General features: G+C 50.4%; 20 protein-coding genes. 4 read left to right on the top strand and 16 right to left on the bottom strand.

The window, feature by feature from the left end:
* Positions 1-5 precede the first annotated feature (5 nt).
* The 10 genes from araD to yiaK form a co-directional block, all read right to left on the bottom strand.
* Positions 6-701, bottom strand: a complete 696-nt coding sequence (gene araD / locus BEG40_RS17705) for an L-ribulose-5-phosphate 4-epimerase (RefSeq protein ID WP_000893150.1) — start codon at positions 699-701, stop codon at positions 6-8.
* Positions 695-1,555: an L-ribulose-5-phosphate 3-epimerase gene (locus tag BEG40_RS17700; RefSeq protein ID WP_105285852.1), complete on the bottom strand. Its 861-nt coding sequence runs from the start codon at positions 1,553-1,555 to the stop codon at positions 695-697. Before BEG40_RS17700 ends, araD begins: the two co-directional genes overlap by 7 nt.
* Positions 1,548-2,210 (bottom strand): 3-keto-L-gulonate-6-phosphate decarboxylase UlaD, encoded by a 663-nt coding sequence (gene ulaD / locus BEG40_RS17695; protein WP_105285851.1) that lies wholly within the window; start codon positions 2,208-2,210, stop codon positions 1,548-1,550. The genes BEG40_RS17700 and ulaD overlap by 8 nt, the downstream gene beginning before the upstream one ends.
* Positions 2,207-3,703 carry an L-xylulokinase gene (gene lyxK, locus BEG40_RS17690; RefSeq protein ID WP_105285850.1) on the bottom strand — a complete coding sequence of 499 codons (1,497 nt, stop codon included), beginning with the start codon at positions 3,701-3,703 and terminating at the stop codon, positions 2,207-2,209. Before lyxK ends, ulaD begins: the two co-directional genes overlap by 4 nt.
* 3 nt (positions 3,704-3,706) lie before the next feature.
* On the bottom strand, positions 3,707-4,693 hold the full coding sequence (yiaO, locus tag BEG40_RS17685; protein WP_105285849.1) for a 2,3-diketo-L-gulonate TRAP transporter substrate-binding protein YiaO: 987 nt from the start codon (positions 4,691-4,693) through the stop codon (positions 3,707-3,709).
* Between the two features lie 12 nt (positions 4,694-4,705).
* Entirely contained in the window at positions 4,706-5,983 is a 1,278-nt protein-coding gene (gene yiaN, locus BEG40_RS17680) for a 2,3-diketo-L-gulonate TRAP transporter large permease YiaN (RefSeq protein ID WP_000153835.1), read from the bottom strand.
* A 2-nt stretch (positions 5,984-5,985) separates the two neighbouring features.
* Complete coding sequence (gene yiaM, locus BEG40_RS17675) at positions 5,986-6,453, bottom strand: 2,3-diketo-L-gulonate TRAP transporter small permease YiaM (protein ID WP_000821450.1); 468 nt, start codon at positions 6,451-6,453, stop codon at positions 5,986-5,988.
* Between the two features lie 109 nt (positions 6,454-6,562).
* Complete coding sequence (locus tag BEG40_RS17670; protein WP_105285848.1) at positions 6,563-7,483, bottom strand: DUF4862 family protein; 921 nt, start codon at positions 7,481-7,483, stop codon at positions 6,563-6,565.
* Positions 7,484-7,505: 22 nt separating this feature from the next.
* Positions 7,506-7,970, bottom strand: coding sequence for a NanQ anomerase/TabA/YiaL family protein (locus BEG40_RS17665; protein WP_105285847.1), 465 nt, complete (start codon positions 7,968-7,970; stop codon positions 7,506-7,508).
* Between the two features lie 11 nt (positions 7,971-7,981).
* The gene (gene yiaK, locus BEG40_RS17660; protein ID WP_021549997.1) at positions 7,982-8,980 is read right to left on the bottom strand and encodes a 3-dehydro-L-gulonate 2-dehydrogenase; all 999 of its coding nucleotides are present in this window, start codon (positions 8,978-8,980) and stop codon (positions 7,982-7,984) included.
* A gap of 216 nt (positions 8,981-9,196) precedes the next feature.
* Between yiaK and yiaJ the strand changes: the two genes are divergently transcribed.
* Positions 9,197-10,030, top strand: coding sequence for an IclR family transcriptional regulator YiaJ (gene yiaJ, locus BEG40_RS17655; protein ID WP_105285846.1), 834 nt, complete (start codon positions 9,197-9,199; stop codon positions 10,028-10,030).
* 101 nt (positions 10,031-10,131) lie between these two features.
* Complete coding sequence (locus tag BEG40_RS17650; protein ID WP_021549999.1) at positions 10,132-10,605, top strand: 4Fe-4S binding protein; 474 nt, start codon at positions 10,132-10,134, stop codon at positions 10,603-10,605.
* 150 nt (positions 10,606-10,755) lie between these two features.
* Here the strand turns inward: BEG40_RS17650 and avtA are convergent, their stop codons facing one another.
* Entirely contained in the window at positions 10,756-12,009 is a 1,254-nt protein-coding gene (gene avtA / locus BEG40_RS17645; RefSeq protein ID WP_000144334.1) for a valine--pyruvate transaminase, read from the bottom strand.
* A 176-nt stretch (positions 12,010-12,185) separates the two neighbouring features.
* A complete protein-coding gene (malS, locus tag BEG40_RS17640; protein WP_105285845.1) occupies positions 12,186-14,216 on the bottom strand; it encodes an alpha-amylase in 2,031 nt (676 codons plus the stop codon).
* Positions 14,217-14,626: 410 nt separating this feature from the next.
* Between malS and BEG40_RS17635 the strand changes: the two genes are divergently transcribed.
* Complete coding sequence (locus tag BEG40_RS17635) at positions 14,627-15,451, top strand: protein bax (protein WP_105285844.1); 825 nt, start codon at positions 14,627-14,629, stop codon at positions 15,449-15,451.
* Positions 15,452-15,579: 128 nt separating this feature from the next.
* Here the strand turns inward: BEG40_RS17635 and xylR are convergent, their stop codons facing one another.
* The 4 genes from xylR to xylF form a co-directional block, all read right to left on the bottom strand.
* Complete coding sequence (xylR, locus tag BEG40_RS17630; protein WP_105285843.1) at positions 15,580-16,758, bottom strand: D-xylose utilization transcriptional activator XylR; 1,179 nt, start codon at positions 16,756-16,758, stop codon at positions 15,580-15,582.
* A gap of 77 nt (positions 16,759-16,835) precedes the next feature.
* Positions 16,836-18,017, bottom strand: a complete 1,182-nt coding sequence (gene xylH, locus BEG40_RS17625) for a xylose ABC transporter permease XylH (RefSeq protein WP_000045978.1) — start codon at positions 18,015-18,017, stop codon at positions 16,836-16,838.
* Complete coding sequence (gene xylG / locus BEG40_RS17620) at positions 17,995-19,536, bottom strand: D-xylose ABC transporter ATP-binding protein (protein ID WP_105285865.1); 1,542 nt, start codon at positions 19,534-19,536, stop codon at positions 17,995-17,997. Before xylG ends, xylH begins: the two co-directional genes overlap by 23 nt.
* Positions 19,537-19,612: 76 nt before the next feature.
* Positions 19,613-20,605, bottom strand: coding sequence for a D-xylose ABC transporter substrate-binding protein (xylF, locus tag BEG40_RS17615; RefSeq protein ID WP_000694881.1), 993 nt, complete (start codon positions 20,603-20,605; stop codon positions 19,613-19,615).
* 367 nt (positions 20,606-20,972) lie between these two features.
* On the opposite strand from xylF, the gene xylA reads away from it, so the two are divergent.
* Positions 20,973-22,295 carry a xylose isomerase gene (gene xylA / locus BEG40_RS17610; RefSeq protein ID WP_001149551.1) on the top strand — a complete coding sequence of 441 codons (1,323 nt, stop codon included), beginning with the start codon at positions 20,973-20,975 and terminating at the stop codon, positions 22,293-22,295.
* Positions 22,296-22,365 lie beyond the last annotated feature (70 nt).

Raw genomic sequence — 22,365 nt, 5'->3', positions numbered from 1 at the left:
AGAGATTACTGCCCGTAATAGGCATTAGCCCCGTGCTTACGCAGATAGTGCTTATCTAAGAGTTCATTTTGCATGGCAGGAAGCTGCGGCGCGAGCTGGCGCGAGAACAGCCCCATATACGCGCACTCTTCCAGCACCACGGCGTTATGCACCGCATCGGCGGCGTTTTTACCCCAGGCGAACGGGCCGTGGGAATGCACCAGTACCGCCGGGATTTGTGCCGGACTCCTGCCGCGCTCTTCGAAGGTTTTAATGATCACTTCGCCAGTCTGGTATTCATACTCACCGTTGATCTCCTCTGCGGTCATCTGGCGCGTGCAGGGGATCGCACCGTAAAAATAGTCAGCGTGAGTCGTACCCCAGGCAGGGAGATCAATCCCTGCCTGCGACCAGATAGTGGCATGGCGCGAGTGGGTATGCACAATGCCGCCAATTTCTGCATAGCGGCGATAAAGCGCCAGATGCGTTGGCGTGTCGGAAGAGGGCTTTTTGCTGCCTTCCACCACCTTACCGCTGGCTATCTCAACCACCACCATATCGTCGGCGGTCATCACGTCGTACTCGACGCCGGAAGGCTTGATCACCATCCATTGTCGCGTCTTATCTACTGCGCTGACATTGCCCCAGGTGAACGTCACCAGATGGTGAGCGGGAAGCGCCAGATTCGCCGCCAGCACGTCGGCTTTCAGTTGCTCTAACATATAAAACCAGCCTCCTGCATACGTGCTTCAACCCAGCGCCGCGCCTGAATAATCTCCAGCACTGGCTCTTTGGCTTTTTCTGTCCACATCTCAATCAGGAAAGAACCGCGATAGTTCAGTTCATGCAGCGTTTTAAAGATGCCAACGAAATCGACGCAGCCTTCGCCAAACGGCACATCACGGAACTGTCCGGGGCTTTGCTCGGTAACTGGCTGGGTGTCTTTCAGGTGGATCGCGGCGATACGATCAATGCCCAGTTTCAGTTCGGCGGGAACATCATTGCCCCAGGCGCTGAGGTTGCCGACATCCGGGTAGACGGTGAACCATGGCGAGGCGAGCATCTCGTCCCATTTTTTCCATTTGCTGATGGAGTTCATAAACGCGGTGTCCATAATCTCCACCGCCAGCATCACTTGTGATGCCGCCGCCTGTTCAACCGCCCACGCCAGTCCTTCAGCAAACCGTTGCCGGGTGCCTTCGTCATGGTCTTCGTAATAGACGTCGTAGCCCGCCAGTTGAATGGTGCGAATACCAAGGTCGCGCGCCAGGCGAATCGCGTTACTCATGATTTCCCGCGCCCGCTGGCGCACCGCCTCGTCGCGGCTACCAAAAGGGAAACGGCGATGGGCAGACAGGCACATTGACGGAATAGCAATGCCCGTTTCGATCATCGCGGTAACCAGCGAAGCACGTTGTGCGGCGCTCCAGTCCAGGCGTGACAGACGTTCGTCGGTTTCATCCACCGACATTTCGACAAAATCAAAACCGCAGCTTTTTGCCAGCACCAGTCGCTCCGGCCAGGAGAGATCTTTCGCCAGCGCCTTTTCATAAATCCCTAACGGATGACTACGCACGAGCACCTCCCCAGATTGCGTCAATTTGCGCATGAAAATCAGCGGCAACCTGCGCTGGATTGGTAGCGCCCGCCAGTGCGCGCCCGGCAATAAACGCTTTCACGCGGATATCTTTAAACAGCGGCAGGTCAGCAGGGGTAATCCCGCCAGTAATAGAAAGTTCGAGGCCGATATCAGAAAGTGCCTTCATCCTCGCCAGATCCGCCTCGCCCCATTGCTGCCCGCTGGCCTGTGCGTCGCGACCACGATGATAAATCGCCTGCCGTACACCAATGCGATGCCAGTCACGGGCGTCGTCCAGTGTCCAGTTACCGAACAGCTCTATCTGGATTTCACCGCCGCAGCGTTGCGCCATCGCGTGGCCTTTTTCCACCGTGGCGAGCGGCGCGGCGCAGATGATGGTCATCCAGTTGGCGCCCGCGCCAAACGCCTGTTGCGCGAGCGTTTCACCGGCATCAGCGACCTTCCAGTCAGCGACGATGATTTTGTTCGGGCACTGTTCACGCAAGGCTTTCACCGCGCCAAGCCCTTCGTTTAAACAGAGAATGGTGCCCGCTTCGACGATATCGACGCTGTCTTTTAACCGCGTCACGTCGCGCTGCGCGGCTTCAAGTGATGAGTGGTCGAGAGCCAGTTGCAGAAGTGGTCTGCTCATAATGTGTGTTCCTTAATGCGGGTGTGATAACCCTGAAGTGCGGCAATGAGTTGCTGATAGCGTTGATATTTTTGTTGGTAATGCTGATGCGCGGTCATGTCCGGCAGTAATGTGCGTAGCGGATGTTGCGAGCTGCGCTGGGCCTCGCTGAAGTTGCGATAAACGCCCGTACCGACACGGGCAGCGAGCGCCGCACCAAAGCATCCCGTTTCTTCCACCTGCGGCAGCTCGATACGCAGACCGCTGACGTCCGCCAGCATTTGCATCCAGACATCGGAGTGCGCCGGACCGCCAGTCACGCGCAGGGTGTGAACAGCGGTAAAACGTTCACGCATCCGGTTGAGGTGGGTCATGTGGCTGAACACCACGCCTTCATAAATGGCCTGCAACAGGTGCGCGCGGGTGTGAATGGCCTGCATCCCGTAGAAACCGCTGGTCATCTCAAGTCCGGCGTTACTGCCGTACAGGAACGGCAGGAAAAACAGATCGCCTCCGGCTTTCGGCAAGCCGGCAACGGCCTGATTAATCTCAGCAAAAGAGATTTCTCCCCACTGCGCGGTAAACCATTCGAGATTGCCGGAAGAGGTAGGGCTGGCTTCGTGAACGATAAATTGACCGTCATTAACGTAGCGGCCATAGACATACGGATGCGCTTCACCGTCACGTAAACCGCTGGTTATGCCGCTGGTCACCGCCCAGGTTCCCATCACCGCATTGAGGGTAGATTCGTCTTCGATCCCGGCACAAAGTGCGGTGGAAACCACATCAAACAGGCCGCCGACAACGGGCGTACCCGCTTTCAGACCGGTCAGTGCGGCTGTCTGAGCGGTGATCTCCCCGCAGATTTCGGCAGATCCAACAACAGGCGGCAGGGCGTGATTGATTTCACCGATCCCCAGCCAGTCGGTGAGGCACGGATCATATTCCCCAAGACTCATGTTGTAGAGATTGGACTCGGAAATATTGCTTTCTTCGCAGCCTTTGACGCCGGTTAAACACCAGCGCAGGTAGTCGTGCGTCATCATCACGCAGCCAATTTGCGCATAACGCTCAGGTTCGTGCATTTTCAGCCAGCGTAACAGCGACACCGGATGCCCGGTCCACAAGGTTTGGCGGGTCAGCGGGTAGAGTTTTTCCGGGATGCCATCTTCCTGCCAGCAACGGACGATTTCCATCGCCCGGCGGTCAGAGGACAAAATGGCGTTACCTAGCGGTTTGTTATTTTTATCGAGTAAAAACAAACCTTTCCCTTGTGCGGAGATACCGATACCCACAATTTGCTCCCCGCTAACGCCAGAATGGGTAAGCAGGGCGCGAATGACAGCCATGCAGCATTGCCACAGTTCTGCCATATCGCGCTCTGCCCAGCCTGGCTGCGGGCTTAATGCGCACAGCGGCAGGCGCTGCACGCCCGCCTCCCGGCCTTCGCGGTCATACAGTCCGGCTTTCAGCCAGCTACCGCCACAATCTAACCCCAGCCAGTATTGCGTCATGGTTTATTGCACCTCATCCACGGCTTTCAGCAGTTCAGCGCCCTGCGGAACATCTTTAACAAACATGTCGCGAACCTGATTACCCAATGCATCGCTAAAGGCTTTGCGGTCGAGATCGGTAATCACTTCAACGCCCGCGTCTTTCATGCCGTCGATGATTTTTTGCTGATCTTCAGCAACCAGTTTGCGCTGATAGTTACCCGCTTCTTGCGCAGATGTGATCAGTGCCTGCTGGAACTCAGGGGTTAAGCCATCAAACTTCGCTTTGTTGATCACCACCAGAAGTGGGGAGTAGGCGTGATGGGTCAGAGAAAGGTACTTCTGCACTTCATAAAATTTTGCTGACCAGATGACGTTAATCGGGTGTTCCTGGGCGTCGATGGTGCGGGTTTCCAGCCCGGTATAGACTTCGGCAAATGGCATCGGGATCGGGTTAGCACCGAAGATTTTGAATGCCGCAATATTCATTGGACTATTGTTGGTACGGATCTTCAGCCCTTGCAGATCGGCGGGAGTTTTAACTGGTGCACGCGAGTTGGTGACATCGCGCCAGCCGTTTTCCCAGTAGGCCAGTACTTTCAGCCCTTTACCTTCAAGGGAAGTTTTCAGCTCATCACCGACTTTACCGTCGAGGGTTTTATGCGCATGAGCGGTATCGCGGAACAGGAAAGGGACATCGAGCAGGTTGATGACGGGCGAGAGTCCCGTAAAGTTATTGGAGCCAGACATCTCCATATCAATAGTGCCGCCGCGCACGCCGCTGATCATCGCCTGCGCATTGCCGAGGGTGCTGTCCGGAAACAGTTTTAACTTCAGTTCGCCTTTGGTTTTTTCTTGCAATAATTCGTTGAATTTTTTTGCTGCAATATGTTGTGAATCGGTTTGCGAGGTTTCATAACCGAAACGTAATGATTGTGCCGCCAGAGAAGATGTACTGAACGCCGCCACTCCGGCAAATAATAAAGCGTAGGTTACAGAACGTAATTTCATTATGATTTCCTTTTAACTCATCCATTTAAGAGGAGCGGTAATAAGCTCCGGTATAAAAATAAATAATGCTAACAACATGAATAAAACCATGACGTAAGGCGCAACGCCTTTTACCGCATCGTCAAATTTAAGTTTTGCCACGCCGCATACCACGTTAAGGACGTTACCGACCGGGGGCGTAATCAGTGATATTGAACAGTTGATAATAAACATGATGCCGAAATAGACCGGATCTATTCCCGCTTCTTTCACTAATGGCATTAATACAGGTGTAAGAATTAATACGGTGGGCGTTAAGTCCATTACCGTGCTGATCACCATAATAGCGAGCATAATGACGATGAATAATAAGCGAGGCGAATCAACCAACGGTTGTAATAGCTCCGATACCATCATGGGTAATTCGGCGATCGTAATAAGCCATGCAGATACCGCAGCAGAAGCCACCAGGAACATGACCACGGATGTGGTTTTCGCCGCGTTAATCAGAACATGATAAAGCGTGGAGAAGGTCATTTCGCGATAGACCACCACCGAGACGAACAGAGCGTAGAAGGCGGCAACCGCGCCTGCTTCGGTAGGCGTAAATAACCCCGAACGGAAACCGCCAATAATAATTATCGGCAAAAAGAGCGCCCAAATACCGGAGACTAAAGATTGCCAGACTTCCCGCAGTGAGGCTTTTGGCTGGCAAGGCAGATTCAGCCGTTTTGCCTGCCACCACCAGGTAATCATCAGCGTGACGCCCATCATGATGCCCGGCGCGATGCCCGCCATAAACAGTTTACTGATAGAGAGTCCGCTGGAGACGCCGAAGATAATGAGCGGAATAGAGGGCGGGATAATGGCCGCAATAATACCGCCCGATCCGATAAGCCCGGCGGCGCGGTTTACCGGATAGTTGGCCTGACGCATCATCGGCACCAGCAGCGCCGCGACAGCTGCGGTATCAGCAACCGCAGAACCGGAAAGGCTTGCCATGATCATTGCCGCCAGCACGCCAACGTAACCCAGACCGCCTGGCCTGTGACCCACCAGTTTCATTGGCAGGTCGACAATACGTTGCGACAGGCCGCCCGCGTTCATGATCTCACCCGCCAGCACAAAGAAGGGAATGGCTAACAGAGAGAAACTGTCTGCACCGTTGACCAGCGTTTGCGCCAGAATTTGCACATCAAAGATATCCATCCAGAACATCAATGAGATGCCGCACAGCAATAATGCCCAGGCGATGGGAACACCAATCGCGATAGCGCCTAACAAACTGACAATAAATATAAGAATTGTCATCGTCAGACTCCTTGTTGATTTTGGCTGGTGGTATTTGTGAACTGCCGGTATAAGTGACGCAACTCCAGCAATGCGATAATCAGGCTGGTGGGGATAGCGGCGGCGTACATTAAGCCAACGGGTACGCCGAGAATGGGCGATAAGTTACTCCAGTCCTGTGACGTTTTTTCTATTGCACCCCAGGCCAGACCCAGACACAGCAATAAAATGAGCGTATGGGTTAGCAGCGAAACACGTTGTTGATTAGTGGGAGAGAGTTTTTCGACTAAAAAAGTAACCTGCACATGGCTGTTGTCCATATAAGCAACGATAGCGCCAATAAAGGTTAACCAGACAAATAAAAGCCGGGATAATTCATCAATCGATAATATGCTTGTGTGAAATCCATATCGAAGAATGATATTAATAAAAATAATACAAGACAGTATTGCGATGATGAGCGCAAGAATGCCTTCGAGTATCCGTTTCATAACGAGTCCTTCTTGTTATGCAATATGTTTTCATTAATTAATGTTGTTGGTATTCGTAATATTTATTGGAGAGCGATTAATTAGAATCTGGCAAAATAAATGAATCGTTTTAAATAGATTCATTTAGAGAGTGAATGCCATTGCGTAATATTTCGATGCGGTGCTGAACATCAGCAGCAGCATGGATTTCTAATAACTTGATGCCCGAAAATTGCAATGTTGATGGTTCTGCTACATTAAATAACTCGCGAACATGATCTGTGGTCATCAGGCTTTCTGCACAGAATGGTGCAAACGGCGCGTGTAAATCCTGCCATTCTCCGTATGCTCCGTTTAGCGTCGTACCAGAGAACATCAACGCGCCGAGTTTCCCGGCCTGTTTCGCCATTTGGGTATGGGTCAGCGGCAACGCTGTATTGCGGCCTTCAATGGCGGATCGCGCCCAGTTGATACAGATGCTGACGTCATAATCGGCAATGACTTCCAGCACATTTTCCAAAGGCAAAAAGCCTTTGCGGGGAGCGGCAGACGTCATGGCATCGCAGTGTTCCAGCACCAGTTTGCACGGCCAGTCCCAACTGGCGATTTCTTTCAACGAGCGGGCAAAAGCATCCGTCGCTTGCATAACATTGGGATTCGTTGCTAACGGTGCGGCCTGGATCTCCAGTGCGAGCACTTTATTAGCCTGCAATGAGTTGATTTTATGGAACAGGTGGCAATAGTACGCCACGCAGGCCTTGCGTTGTTCTTCATCGCTGGAGGCGAGACCAAAGCCGCTGTTTTCGCTGCGGCGACGCATGGTTTCCATCACAGCGGTGACGACAAATTTCCAGCTTTCCGGCGTATGGCGAAGTAACCATTGATCGCCAAGAGGATGGAAGTTTTCCAGGCAGGGTTGTTCCAGACCGCGAATATCAGGGGTATCTGATAATTGTCGCCAGAATTCCTTCTCTTCCTCTTCACTTCTTTGATGAAAAGAAGGTGCACAGGGATACGCGCCGATAATATAACCGACATTATTCGCTTTCATTTTGTGCTCCAGTAATAACTTTTTATAAAGCGCAGAGGGCTACTTTAACCACGATTTTGCGGATTGCCATTGGGGCATTTTTATTACATGCCGGTCGGTGAACATCCTGCGGGAAGAAAATAGCGTAGCTACCCGGTATCATTTCTATAAATGATTCATGTTCACTATCGTGATAAAAAATAATATCGCGTTGCTCTAATAGTGATTCGCTGACTTTATTATTTCCCGTATCAATGGCGATACCTATTTTCTCTTCGCCCCAGGCCAGAAACTGAATATCCAGATAGCGCCGATGAACTTCAGGACGGTTTTCCACCGCCTCGCGTGTGGTTAAATCGATAATTTGCGCAAAAATATTCTTGCCGTCGATTTCGACAATGCCCGGCGGCAGGGCGTTGAAATCGGTGGTGCGCAGAAAATCGAGCGCCTTTTCAATGGCGACGGGCAAACGGCACGGATTAGGTTGTGTGATATGTCCAAATATCATGGTCTATCTCCTTATAATGCCTGGATTTTTGCCCACACGCTGTCATCAACGGTGATGCCGTTACGGCGGTTTTCTGCCAGCAGGGTAGTGAATTCGTGACCGGGTAAACGAATGGCCTGGTTTTCGTCTGCGCGCTCGGCGCTGGTAACGTAATCCATAATGCGTTGCAGTTTGGCATCGCGGGTGGAACCGTCGATCAGTTTGTCCACTTCAATGGCAATAAAGATTTGTGAAATGCCGTACTCGTCGCTGTTGTCCTGGGTGACTTCAGCAACCGATGCGCCGTCAGAAAGGAGAGTGGCGATCATATCCAGCACGATCGACATACCGGAACCTTTCCAGTAACCCATCGGCAAAATGCGGCGATTTTTCTCGATAATGCCAGGTTCTTTGGTCAAATTGCCCTCATCATCAAACCCACCATCGACCGGCAGCTCGCGTCCCGCCAGACGATTCACTTCTAACATGCCGTAGGAGAACATCGACATCGACATATCGACCATGGTGATGGGTGAAGAAGGAATAGCGACGATCAGTGGGTTGGTGCCGATGCGACACTCTTTTGCGCCCCACGGCGGCATTACGGCGATAGAGTTGGTCCAGCAGATGCCGATATAGCCTTTTTCCGCCGCCTGCCAGCCGTAGCTGCCGCCGCGCATCCAGTGGTTGGCATTGCGTAACGCGACCAGGCCAATCCCGTGAGTTGCCGCCAGTTCAATGGCGCGATCCATCATCTTTTTCGCCGTCAGGTTACCGATCGAACGCTGGGCGTCCCACTGCTCAATCGCGCCGAGGCTGGTTATACGTTTGGGTTGGGCGTCAGGAATGATATCGCCGTTTTCCAGTTGCTGAATGAAACGGGGGAAGCGGTTAACGCCATGAGAATAAACGCCGGATTCGGTGGTGCGGGCGAACATCTCTGCACAGGCATCGGCTGTTTCGCTGTCAACGCCACGTGAAATTAATACCCGATTAAAGGCTGTTTTTAACTGCTCAAATGTCACTTTCATCCCTGGCTTCCTTGTGTTTATTGATCGCTTTTTTAGCTTAAAATTCCACTATGCGAAATTTGATTTCAAATATATCGATCGCTTTTTAACAAAGCAATCCGCGCCATGATTTTCAAAAATTATTAAAATCAAATAGTTACAAATTATCTGTCGAGATCGTGAACTGCGACACACTTTGCGTTACCATCAGGGCGCGATAAAAAGGGGAAGAAAGCGATGGGAAAAAAAGAGCACGAGTTGGCGCAGGAAAAAGAGCGCCCAGCTGGAAGTCAGAGCCTGTTTCGCGGGTTGATGCTGATTGAGATTTTGAGCAACTATCCAAACGGTTGTCCGCTGGCGCATCTCTCTGAACTGGCTGGCTTAAATAAAAGCACGGTCCATCGTTTATTGCAGGGGCTACAGTCCTGTGGCTATGTGACAGCTGCGCCCGCTGCGGGGAGTTACCGCCTGACCACAAAATTTATTGCTGTCGGGCAAAAGGCGCTGTCGTCGCTGAATATCATTCATATTGCCGCGCCGCATCTTGAGACGCTGAACATCTCCACTGGTGAAACCATTAACTTTTCCAGTCGAGAAGATGATCACGCTATTTTGATTTATAAACTGGAACCTACTACCGGTATGCTACGAACTCGCGCCTATATTGGTCAGCATATGCCGCTCTACTGTTCGGCGATGGGTAAGGTTTATATGGCGTTTGGGCATCAGGACTACGTGAAATCGTATTGGGAAAGCCATCAGAATGAAATCCAGCCGCTAACCCGCAACACCATTACCGAACTGCCCGCGATGTTCGATGAACTGGCGCGCATTCGTGAAAGCGGCGTGGCAATGGACAGAGAAGAGAATGAACTTGGCGTCTCCTGTATTGCTGTTCCGGTGTTTGATATTCATGGGCGGGTGCCGTATGCGGTGTCGATTTCGCTTTCGACATCACGCCTGAAACAGGTGGGGGAGAAAAATCTCCTGAAACCGCTGCTTGAAACTGCGCAGGCTATCTCCAATGAACTGGGATTTACCGTCCGGGATGACCAGGGCGCGATCACATAACGCTTTTGGCAGGTGGCAAAACTTTAATATTTCCTTCGTTGGATCAAAGCAATAATGGCGCACTCTCTGGCACGCTGCGGTTTTAGTGCAAAGGAGTGATCATGAACCGGTTTATTATTGCGGATGCGACGAAATGTATCGGTTGCCGTACCTGTGAAGTGGCTTGCGCAGTGTCGCATCAGGAGAATCAGGATTGCGCTTCGTTGTTACCTGGCGAGTTTATTTCCCGTATTCGTGTCATCAAAGACCACACCTGGACCACGGCAGTAGCCTGTCATCAGTGTGAAGATGCACCCTGCGCGAATGTTTGCCCTGTGGACGCTATTCGCCGCGAACATGGGCATATCTTCGTTGAACAATCACGTTGTATTGGCTGTAAAAGTTGTATGCTGGCTTGTCCGTTTGGTGCGATGGAAGTGGTTTCTTCGCGCACAAAGGCGAGGGCGATTAAGTGCGATCTGTGCTGGCATCGGGCGACGGGACCGGCCTGTGTTGAAGCTTGCCCGACAAAGGCGTTGCAATGTATGGATGTTGAGAAAGTGCAGCGGAATCGGCTACTACAGCAGCCTGTTTGAGACATTATTCCGGCGGTTCTCAACGCCGGAATAGTGCGTTTCGTTTATGCCGGGTGCGGCGTGAACGTCTTATCTGGCCTACAAAATCTTACAAATTCAATATATTGCAGAAATTATGTGGCCTGATAAGCGCAGCGCATCAGGCAATTTTTAATGACTCTCAGCCCAGGCGCGTTCAATCTCTTCCGCCAGAATCTTCACACCTGCCTCGATTTTCTCCGGCTCCGGCACATAGTTCATGCGCATACATTGATGCGTATGCGGCCACGGTTTATCCAGCCCAGGGAAGAAGTTGTGTCCTGGCACCATCAGCACGCCGCGCGCTTTAAGCCGCTGGTAAAGCTGCTCGGTGGTAATCGGCAAATCCTTAAACCATAGCCAGAGGAAAATAGCGCCTTCGGGTTTATGAATCAGGCAGCGATCTTCTGGTAAATAACGGCGAATGATGGCGATAGTTTCCTGAACACGCTGGTAGTAGAACGGCTTGATGACCGTTTCTGACAGGCGCAGCAGATCGTTACGCTTAATCATTTCGCACATCATCGCCGGACCAATACCACCAGGCGCCAGGCTGATAATGCCGTTCATATTCGTGATGGCGGTGATGATTTTTTCATTGGCGATGATAATGCCGCAGCGCGAACCTGGCAGCCCCAATTTAGAAAGGCTCATGCACAGCACGATATTCGGATTCCACAGCGGGCGCGCTTCGCTGAAGATGATACCCGGGAACGGGACGCCATAAGCGTTATCAATCACCAGCGGAATGCCGTGTTGATTCGCCAGCGCGTCAAGCTTCAGCAACTCTTCGTCAGTAATCACATTGCCTGTTGGATTCGTCGGCCGGGAGACGCAAATCATCCCGGTTTCTTCGCCAATATGCAGATGCTCAAAATCGACGTGGTATTTAAACTGGCCTTCCGGCAGCAGTTCAATATTCGGACGCGCAGAGACAAACAGATCTTCTTCCAGTCCGGCGTCAGCGTAGCCAATGTATTCCGGTGCCAGCGGGAACAGCACTTTTTTGACCCGACCATCGGCGCGGCGTCCGGCAAACAGATTAAATAAGTAGAAAAATGCGCTCTGGCTGCCGTTTGTTAGTGCAATATTCTGTGGTTCGATATCCCAACCCAGCTTCTCGCGTAGCATTTCGGCAAGTAGTGTGAGTAGCTCCGTTTTCCCCTGCGGGCCGTCGTAATTACACAGCGCATCAGTGGCTTTGCCGCTTTCCAGCATGTCGGTAAGCAGCGTCTGGAAGTAGTCCTGCATTTCTGGGATCTGCGCCGGATTGCCGCCGCCGAGCATAATCGCGCCGGGCGTGCGTAAGCCGTCGTTCAGATCTTCCATCAGCAGCGTAATGCCGGAGTGGCGGGTAAATTTGTCACCAAAAAGGGAGAATGTCATAGCGGGATATCTGTCGAACTCTGTAGCAAGGAAAGTAACAATAACGCTACATTTGCTGGGGTGCAAATCGGGTTGCTGCAAGAGGATTGGCGTATCATGCTAAGGTTTATGATATGTCTGGTCTTTTATACTGGAATACGGCTTCCCGACATACTGCAAGTGGGAAGCCGGAAAAGTTACTGTTGCCCCGCCCAGACAACCATCACTTTATCGTCGCCATGTTCACGGACAAATCCATAACCTTGTTTCAGTGACAATGTGGTCTGCTTACCCGCGCCAATCGCTGGATGGCGGGCGCGGAACTGACCGAGGCGTTGCCAGTGCGCAACGCTGGCAGCAGATTTACCGCTAACATCCTGCCAGTTCATATCCGAGCGTGTGCCTTGCAGCGGATCAGAACCGGTAGCTCCGAACGGACGCGAGGATTCATCACCATAAAAGATTTGCACCGCACCTGGCGCTAATAGCAATAACTCTGCTGCTTTGTCGCCCCTTTCGCGGAACAGGCGGGTATCATGCGACGAGAGGTAGCTCAACACGTTGAAATCCTGCAATTTATCTGCCATTTGCTGCCAGGTGGTATCCATCTGTGCCAGACAATCGACGGCTTTCGCGGCCTGTTCCTGATAATCGAAATTGATCATCGCATCGAAGCCGTGGCGATAGTAGTCACTTTGCATTATGCCATGACCCCAGGCTTCGCCGGTCATCCAGAAAGGTTTGTCATCTAACGCTTTATCGGGGTTAGCTTTTTTCCATTCGCGAAGTGCGGCGCTGGCTTCGGTTTTCAGTTGCTGCCAGGCGGGCAACTCAACATGTTTGGCGGTATCGACCCGAAAACCATCAATCCCGTAGTCGCGAACCCACTGGCTTAACCAATGCGTTAAATAATCGCGGGGAGTAAAACTATCGATGTCTTTAGCGTGGGTATCCGGTTTGTTTTTATAGAACACTGGCAGACCTGAAGCGGTGGTAGATTCGGTCTTTATATCCGGCAAAAAGGCCAGCGACATGGTGAGATCGTCGAATCCAGGATTGTCGTAATCGCCAATATCCGTTCTGATCCAGTTTTTTCCCCACCATTTATCCCAGCCTGTTTTGTCGCTGAAATTAATGTAATCGTTAAAGCTATGCCAGGTTTGCCCGGCAGCGGGTTTCCAGTCGCTCCAGCGGTCACCCAGTGTTTTTTTCAGCTCATCACCGGAAAGGTATAACGCGCCAAACTGATACTCCTGCATATCCGCCAGCGTGGCATAACCGGTATGGTTCATCACCACATCAAAGAGAATACGAATACCGCGCTGGTGTGCGCTATCAACCAGCGCCTGTAGATCGGCTTCGTTGCCCATATTTGCATCAAGATTCGTCCAGTCCTGTGTGTAATAACCGTGGTAGGCATAGTGCGGGAAATCGCCTTTTGTACCACCGCCCACCCAGCCGTGAATTTGCTCAAACGGGGCGCTGATCCACAGGGCATTGACGCCCAGCTGCTGGAGATAATCCAGTTTGTTGGTCAGGCCGCGTAAATCGCCGCCGTGAAAAGTGCCAATTTCCGCCATACCGTCTTTATGACGACCGTAGCTCTGATCATTGCTGGGATCGCCGTTTTCGAAACGGTCTGTCAGCACAAAGTAAACGGTGGCGTTATGCCAGTCGAAAGAGGCAGAGGTGTCAGTTTCTGCCCGTTCCAGTAGTAGTAAGCCGTTACTAGTGGCGGCAGGTTGTAATGTAATTTGGCCGTTTTTCACTGTCGCGATTTGTTGGCTGTAATAATCACGGACAGGCGCACCTTCCGGGAAGGTGGCACTGACATCAAGCGTAAGTGGGCGACCATCCCATTTCGGGCATTCACGGATTGGGGTTGCTATTGGTTCGGCGGTGTTTGGGATCGATATCATCAACGTCGGCGTGCCGGAGCGGGTGTCGATTTGCAGCGTATATTCGCCATCTCTGAACAATCGCCATTGTGGCGGTGTGTTGTTGCAAGGTTGCAGGGAAAGCATCTGGTTGAGTTTTATCGCATTCACCGGCTGCCAGCACTGTTGGTCAAAATTTAGCGTTAGTGGACGCGTACCTTTAGCCAGCTTCGCGTGGCTGACAAATGTTCCTGTCTCCTGTTCGGTAAAGGCGGGGAACCCCGGCGAAGTCCAGCTGGCGGCAATGGCAAAGCCGGGAAGGAGTGTCAGAAAACAGGCGGCAAGTTTCATGGCGGGTGAGTCCTTATTGCTGCGATTTCAGACAGTTTGCCAGCGAATAACCAGACAAAACTCATCCCTGAGTAGTAAGTCCACAGGATGAGACGCAGGGGTGAGCGATCGCGCGCAAAAAACAGCTGAATTTTGCGATAAAATCCACATTTTCTGCGATCTTGCACCAATCTGAACCATTACCACGTGACATAGTTTCAGATTTGGACTATTCCTTGGGGTGCGCTCGACCGCTATTTTTGATATGATTTGAGATTCAACTCTCAAACTTGGGAAAAATATTACTCTAAATCATTCGAGTTGCAGGACAAAACACCAATGGCGTTTTGAACAGCGTTTACGCAGCACATGCAACTTGAAGTATGACGAGTATAAGGTGTTTGAATGATTAAATCCGATCAGGAGACCTGATGATTTTGACTCCCATACGACGATATGGGGCGATGATTCTTATGTTACTCACTCTGGTGTTTTCGAGTGAGGTGTTAGCGAAGACGCACACGACAACAACGAGTCAACAGTCCCACTTAACTAAAGCTAGTAATAAACAGGTAAGCAGTAAACAAGAGTATTCTCGCAATAGTGCAAAGAGCAGTTCACTTCCTGATTTGCGAAAATACCCTTCCGGAACACCAAGAAAAAAAGCGTTTCTCCGGACTGTAATGCCCTATATTACCAGCCAAAATGCTGCCATTACGGCGGAACGTAACTGGCTGATCTCAAAACAGTACCAGGGGCAATGGTCGCCTTCAGAGCGTGCACGTCTGCAAGACATTGCCAAACGCTATAAGGTGAAGTGGTCCGGTAATACGCGAAAAATCCCGTGGAATACGCTGCTCGAACGTGTAGACATTATCCCGACCAGTATGGTGGCGACGATGGCTGCAGCAGAAAGCGGTTGGGGAACGTCGAAACTGGCGCGTAGCAACAACAACCTGTTCGGCATGAAGTGCATGAAAGGACGTTGTACCAATGCGCCGGGTAAAGTGAAGGGGTACTCACAGTTCAGTTCTGTAAAAGAATCGGTGAGCGCCTATGTCACTAACCTGAATACGCATCCGGCTTACGCTTCTTTCCGCAAATCACGTGCACAATTGCGTAAAGCGGATCAGGAAGTTACCGCCACAGCGATGATTCATAAGCTGAAAGGTTATTCCACGAAAGGGCAGAGCTATAACAACTACCTGTTCGCGATGTACCAGGATAACCAGCGGTTAATCGCTGCGCATATGTAATTGCATTCCCTTGAGCCTTATCCGACTTGTTGGTCGGATAGGGCTTTTGTTCGCATCAGGTGGTTGTGCTGAGTTACCTGATGCGATGCTGGCGCGTCTTATCATGCCTGGCGGATTTTCCCCTCCCGCTACAGCATTACCTCGCTATTTACATCGCGATACTCTTTTGGCGTCGTGTCATACGCTTTTTTAAATACAGAGTAGAAATATTGCAGCGATGGATAACCACACATTTGCGATATCTCATTGATCGACAAGGTAGTAGAAATCAGCAGGCTGCGCGCTTTCTCCAGCTTCTCGGCATGAATCATGGCGTGAATAGTTTCACCCACTTCTTCTTTAAACCGTTTTTCAAGATTGGATCGCGATATGCCCACCGCATCCAGAACCTGATCCACTTTAATTCCTTTGCAGGCATGATTGCGGATGTAATGCATGGCCTGAATAACGGCGGGATCGGTCAACGAACGGTAATCAGTAGAACGCCGTTCGATGACACGGACTGGCGGAACCAAAATCCGCTGCAACGGCATCTCTTCTTTATCTAATAAGCGATGCAAAATTTTTGCCGCCTGATAGCCCATTTGTCGGGCGCCCTGGGCGACAGAAGAGAGGGCGACACGCGAAAGATAGCGGGTCAATTCTTCGTTATCTATGCCAATCACGCATAATTTTTCCGGTACGGGGATGTGCAGATGCTCGCATACTTGCAGAATATGCCGCGCCCGGGCGTCAGTGACGGCAATAATCCCTGTTTGCGGTGGCAGTGTTTGCAGCCAGTCTGCCAGCCGATTCTGCGCGTGTTGCCAGTTCTCTGGTGCGGTTTCCAGCCCCTGATAAACCACACCTCGGTACTTCTCTTCAGCCACAAGCTGGCGAAAGGCATACTCGCGTTCGGCGGCCCAGCGTTTGCCGCTCGACTCTGGCAGACCATAAAAAGCAAAGCGGTTAACGCCTTTCTCTTTTAAATGCAAAAATGCGCTTTCAACCAGCGCATAGTTATCGGTGGCAATGTAATGTACGGGCGGATAGCTTTCTGCCAGGTGATACGAGCCACCAACCCCAACAATAGGGACGTTGACATCAGCCAATGCTTGCTCGATTTGTTTATCGTCGAAGTCGGCGATGACGCCATCTCCTAACCAGTCCTTGATTTTATCAATGCGGGCGCGGAAATCTTCTTCAATGAAAATATCCCATTCCGATTGCGACGCCTGTAAATATTCCCCTACACCTTCTACTACTTGACGGTCATAGGCTTTATTAGCATTGAACAGCAACGTGATGCGATGACGTTTAGTAAACATGGTTCTTTTCCTGCTGAATCATGCAAAAACTCAAAACCGGTAATACGTTACCGGCTTTGAGAAAATTTTTATCAAAATCAGGAACGGCGTTTGGTTGCGGAGTCCATCCATACTGCCAGCAACAGAATCGCACCTTTGACGATATACTGCCAGAAGGTCGGTACATCCATCATACTCATACCGTTATCCAACGAAGCCATGATGAATGCCCCCATTACTGCACCGGCAACACTCCCCACACCGCCTGCCAGACTAGTACCGCCAATCACACATGCTGCAATCGCGTCCAGCTCGGCGATATTCCCCGCAGAAGGTGAACCAGCGCCAAGTCGAGAACTAAGAATTAACCCGGCGATGGCTACCATCAAACCGTTGATAGCAAACACGGCAAGTTTTGTTCGTTCAACGTTAATCCCGGATAGCCGCGCCGCTTCCAGATTACCGCCAATAGCGTAAATACGTCGCCCAAAGGCTGTCCGTGTTGCCATAAACATTCCACCGAGTAACAGCAACGTCAGCAGCAGAACAGGAGTGGGAACGCCACGGTAATCATTTAGCAGCCAGATTGCGCCTAAAACGATGATAGCCGTTAATGCCTGGCGACCGACCACCGCCGTAGATGCCGGAGACTGCAAACCCAAAGCCTGACGGCGCATTCTTCCGCGCCATTGCCAGCCGACAAAAGCCATTAAACCAAGCGCGCCGATGATGAAACCGGTACTGGCTGGTAGATAGCTTTGCCCAATTTGTGACATCGCGGCGCTGGTGGGGGAAACGGTCGTGCCGTTGGTGATACCAATCAGGATGCCGCGAAATGCCAACATACCTGCCAGGGTGACAATAAATGACGGGACTTTGCGGTACGCGACCCACCACCCATTCCACGCTCCGAGAAGCAGTCCCAGAACCAATGTCACAATGATAGTGAGTGGCAGCGGCCAACCCAACCAAACGTCACAGATAGCGGCGACCCCGCCTAGTAGCCCCATCATGGAGCCGACCGAGAGGTCGATTTCAGCAGAAATTATGACGAACACCATACCTACCGCGAGAATGCCGGTAATTGCGGTCTGGCGCAGCAGGTTGGAAACGTTACGGGCGCTTAAGTAGGCACCATCGGTGGTCCAGGTAAAGAACAGCATGATTGCGATGATCGCTGCAATCATCACGAAGACCTGTAAATTCAGTGATTTCAGCCCAGAAAAGCCACCGGATGTCGGTACGGCTAATTTCACTTCAGACGGATTGCTTTTCGACATGATGTTCGCTCCTCAATGCGGCTTCCATCACCTGCTCCTGAGTCAGGTTATGATTTATCAGGTTGGCTTTTAGTTTTCCTTCATGCATCACCAGCACACGATCGCTAAGGCCGAGTACTTCAGGTAATTCAGAAGAGATGACAATAACGGCAATACCTTGCTGGACGAGTTGGTTAATTAATTTGTAGATTTCGTATTTAGCGCCAATATCAATACCCCTGGTGGGTTCATCAAGAATGAGAATGCGTGGATTTAATAGCAGGCAGCGTGCGAGGATCGCTTTCTGCTGATTGCCACCGCTTAAACGTCCAATAGCAAGGTCGGGGGAGGATGTTTTAACTTTGAGTTGCTGGATGGATTCCAGAATACATTTTTGCTCTGCGGCATCATCAAGCTGGCTGATCCCTCCGGTAAATTTATTGAGTGCGGCGAGGGTAATATTTTTACCAACTGCCATTACCGGAACGATACCATCGCGCTTTCTGTCTTCTGGTACCATCGCAATACCCTGGACGATCGCTTGCTGGCAGTTGCGAATATCCACCTGTTTGCCGTCAATATAGATTTTCCCTTCCCACTGTCCGGGCCAAACGCCAAACAGGCATTGAATGGTTTCGGTGCGTCCGGCACCGACCAGTCCGGCAATACCCAGTATTTCACCGCGTTTCAGAGAAAAAGAGACATCGTTAACCCGTTTAATATGACGATTAACCGGATGCCACGCCGTCAAGTGCTCAATACGTAATATTTCATCACCAGTGATATGCGGTTCGTTAGGGTAAAGTGCCGTTAATTCTCGCCCTACCATCATAGTGATAATATCGTCTTCGCTCATTCCGGCTGCATCACGTGTTCCTATATGCTGACCGTCGCGAATAACGCAAATCGTATCGGAAATTGCTTTAACTTCGTTGAGTTTGTGCGAAATATAGATACAGGCGATACCGTGTTGTTGCAGATCGCGAATAATATCCAGTAAAACCGTGGTTTCCAGCTCGGTTAATGAGGCTGTCGGTTCATCAAGAATTAATAAACGCACTTGCTTATTAAGCGCCTTGGCAATTTCAACCAATTGTTGTTGTCCAAGCCCTAAATCGCCAACGCGGGCATCTGGTGAAATGGATAAACTGACCTGCGCTAATAGCTTCTGGCAGCGTAGCGTCATCTGGTCATAATCCATAATCCCATTGTAGGTTATCTCGTTACTCAGGAAGATATTTTCCAGCACGGTCAATTCTTTCACCAGGGCCAATTCCTGGTGAATGATGGCAATACCTTTGCGTTCGGTATCGCGGATGTGACTTGCCTGAATCTCTTCGCCAGCAAAAATAATTTCGCCTTCGTAGGAACCATGAGGATAAATTCCACACAGCACTTTCATCAGCGTTGATTTACCAGACCCATTTTCCCCACAGAGTGAGACGATTTCGCCAGCGTTTAGCCGCAAGCTGACGTTATCTATCGCCTTCACGGTGCCGAAGGTTTTGGTAATGTTCTTCATTTCAAGTAGATAAGACATAACGACTCCACCTAAGCCAATCAGTTCACGCGGCATGGAGAGAAATCACGCCCCGGTCAGCGCCGGGGCGTGACGCTTAAAGCTCGCTCTCTTTGTGGAATCCGTCTTTAATTACCGTATCTTTGATGTTGTTTTTATTAACATCGATTGGTGTCAGCAGGCGGGATGGAACATCTTTCAGACCATTATTCAGTGTGGTATCTGCTTTTGGTTCCTGACCATTGCCCAACTCAACGGCAATTTCTGCGGCAGTATTTGCCAACAACGTAATGGGTTTATACACCGTCATAGTTTGCGTACCGGCAGCAATACGTTTTATGCCCGCGAGATCTGCATCCTGACCGGAAATTGCCACTTTGCCTGATAAACCTTGAGCACTTAATGCCTGAATCGCCCCGCCAGCGGTAGCATCGTTTGAGGCAACAACCGCATCAATTTTGTTATTGTTGGCAGTTAGCGCATTTTCCATAATTTTCAGCGCATTTTCTGGTAACCAACCATCAACCCATTGGTCGCCAACGACTTTAATTTTTCCTGAGTCAACATAAGGTTTTAATACTTTCATTTGCCCGGCGCGAAATAGCTTGGCGTTGTTATCGACCGGGGAGCCACCCATCAGGAAATAATTGCCCTGTGGGACGATATCAACCAGGGCTTTTGCTTGCAGTTCGCCGACTTTTTCATTATCGAAAGAAATATAAAAATCTATATCTGCATCATTAATCATGCGGTCGTAAGCTAATACTTTTATACCTTCTTGTTTGGCTTCTTTTACAACGTTACTTAATACCTGACCGTTATATGGAATAATGACAAGAACGTCGACGCCCCGGTTAATCATGTTTTCAATCTGCGACATTTGGGTTTCTTCATTGCCATTCGCAGATTGCACAAATACTTTCGCACCGAGAGATTCTGCTTTTTTAACAAAGATATCCCGATCTTTTTGCCAGCGTTCAAGACGAAGATCGTCAATCGCCATTCCTATTTTTACTTCTTTGGCGTGCGCTGCGACGTTAGTAAGCAGGAGTGAGGTGCAAAGGGTGAGTAAGATGTTCTTTATTTTCATGATTCAGAGGCCTTCTGTTGTTAGAGGTCAGCTTAAAAAAGTAACAATCACCGCGATAAACGTAACCAATTTTTAGCAACTAAACAGGGGAAAACAATTACAGATTTTTATCTTTCGATTACGATTTCTGGTTTATTTCTTGATTTATGACAGAGATCTTACTTTTGTTGATTAATTGTACTTGTTGCATTTTTCTATTCGAGAAATCACCCAATTTCATCATTCCATATTATTTTTGCGAGCGGGCGCACACTTGTGAATTATCTCAATAGCAGTGTGAAATAACATAATTGAGCAACTGAAAGGGAGTGCCCAATATTACGACATCATCCATCACACGCGGCATTACCTGATTATGGAGTTCATTATGCAAGCCTATTTTGACCAGCTCGATCGCGTTCGTTATGAAGGTCCGAAATCCTCTAACCCGTTAGCATTCCGTCATTACAATCCCGACGAACTGGTGTTGGGCAAGCGTATGGAAGACCACTTGCGTTTTGCCGCCTGCTACTGGCACACCTTCTGCTGGAACGGGGCGGACATGTTTGGTGTGGGCGCTTTTAATCGTCCGTGGCAGCAGCCTGGCGAAGCTCTGGCGCTGGCGAAGCGTAAAGCCGATGTCGCATTCGAGTTTTTCCACAAATTACATGTGCCGTTTTATTGCTTCCATGACGTGGATGTTTCCCCGGAAGGCACATCGTTAAAAGAGTACATCAATAACTTTGCGCAAATGGTCGATGTGCTGGCTGGCAAGCAAGAAGAGAGCGGCGTGAAACTGTTGTGGGGAACCGCTAACTGCTTTACTAACCCTCGCTATGGCGCGGGCGCGGCGACGAACCCAGATCCCGAGGTCTTTAGCTGGGCAGCTACACAAGTTGTTACCGCGATGGAAGCAACGCATAAACTGGGTGGTGAAAACTATGTGCTGTGGGGCGGTCGTGAAGGTTACGAAACTCTGTTGAATACCGATCTTCGTCAGGAGCGTGAACAGCTTGGTCGCTTTATGCAGATGGTGGTTGAGCATAAACATAAAATCGGTTTCCAGGGCACGCTGCTTATCGAACCGAAACCGCAAGAACCGACCAAACATCAATATGATTACGATGCCGCAACGGTTTACGGTTTCCTGAAACAGTTTGGCCTGGAAAAAGAGATTAAACTGAATATTGAAGCGAACCACGCGACGCTTGCGGGTCACTCTTTCCACCATGAAATTGCCACAGCCATTGCGCTTGGTCTGTTCGGTTCTGTCGATGCTAACCGTGGCGACGCGCAATTGGGCTGGGATACTGACCAGTTCCCGAACAGCGTGGAAGAGAACGCGCTGGTAATGTATGAAATCCTCAAAGCAGGTGGTTTCACGACCGGTGGTCTGAACTTTGATGCCAAAGTACGTCGTCAGAGCACTGATAAATACGATCTGTTCTACGGTCATATTGGGGCGATGGATACGATGGCGCTGTCACTGAAAATTGCAGCACGCATGATTGAAGACGGCGAACTGGATAAACGCGTAGCGCAGCGTTATTCCGGCTGGAATAGCGAACTGGGTCAGCAAATCCTGAAAGGCCAAATGTCATTGGCTGATTTAGCAAAATATGCTCAGGACAACAATCTGGCGCCGGTGCATCAGAGTGGACGCCAGGAGCAACTGGAAAATCTGGTAAATCATTATCTGTTCGACAAATAACGGCTAATTGTGCAGTCCGCAAGCCCGGTTATCGGTAGCGATACCGGGCATTTTTTTAAGGAACAATCGC

The organism is Escherichia sp. MOD1-EC5495 (assembly GCF_002965965.1).
Taxonomy (GTDB): domain Bacteria; phylum Pseudomonadota; class Gammaproteobacteria; order Enterobacterales; family Enterobacteriaceae; genus Escherichia; species Escherichia ruysiae.
This window is presented reverse-complemented; position numbering and strand designations above follow the sequence as displayed.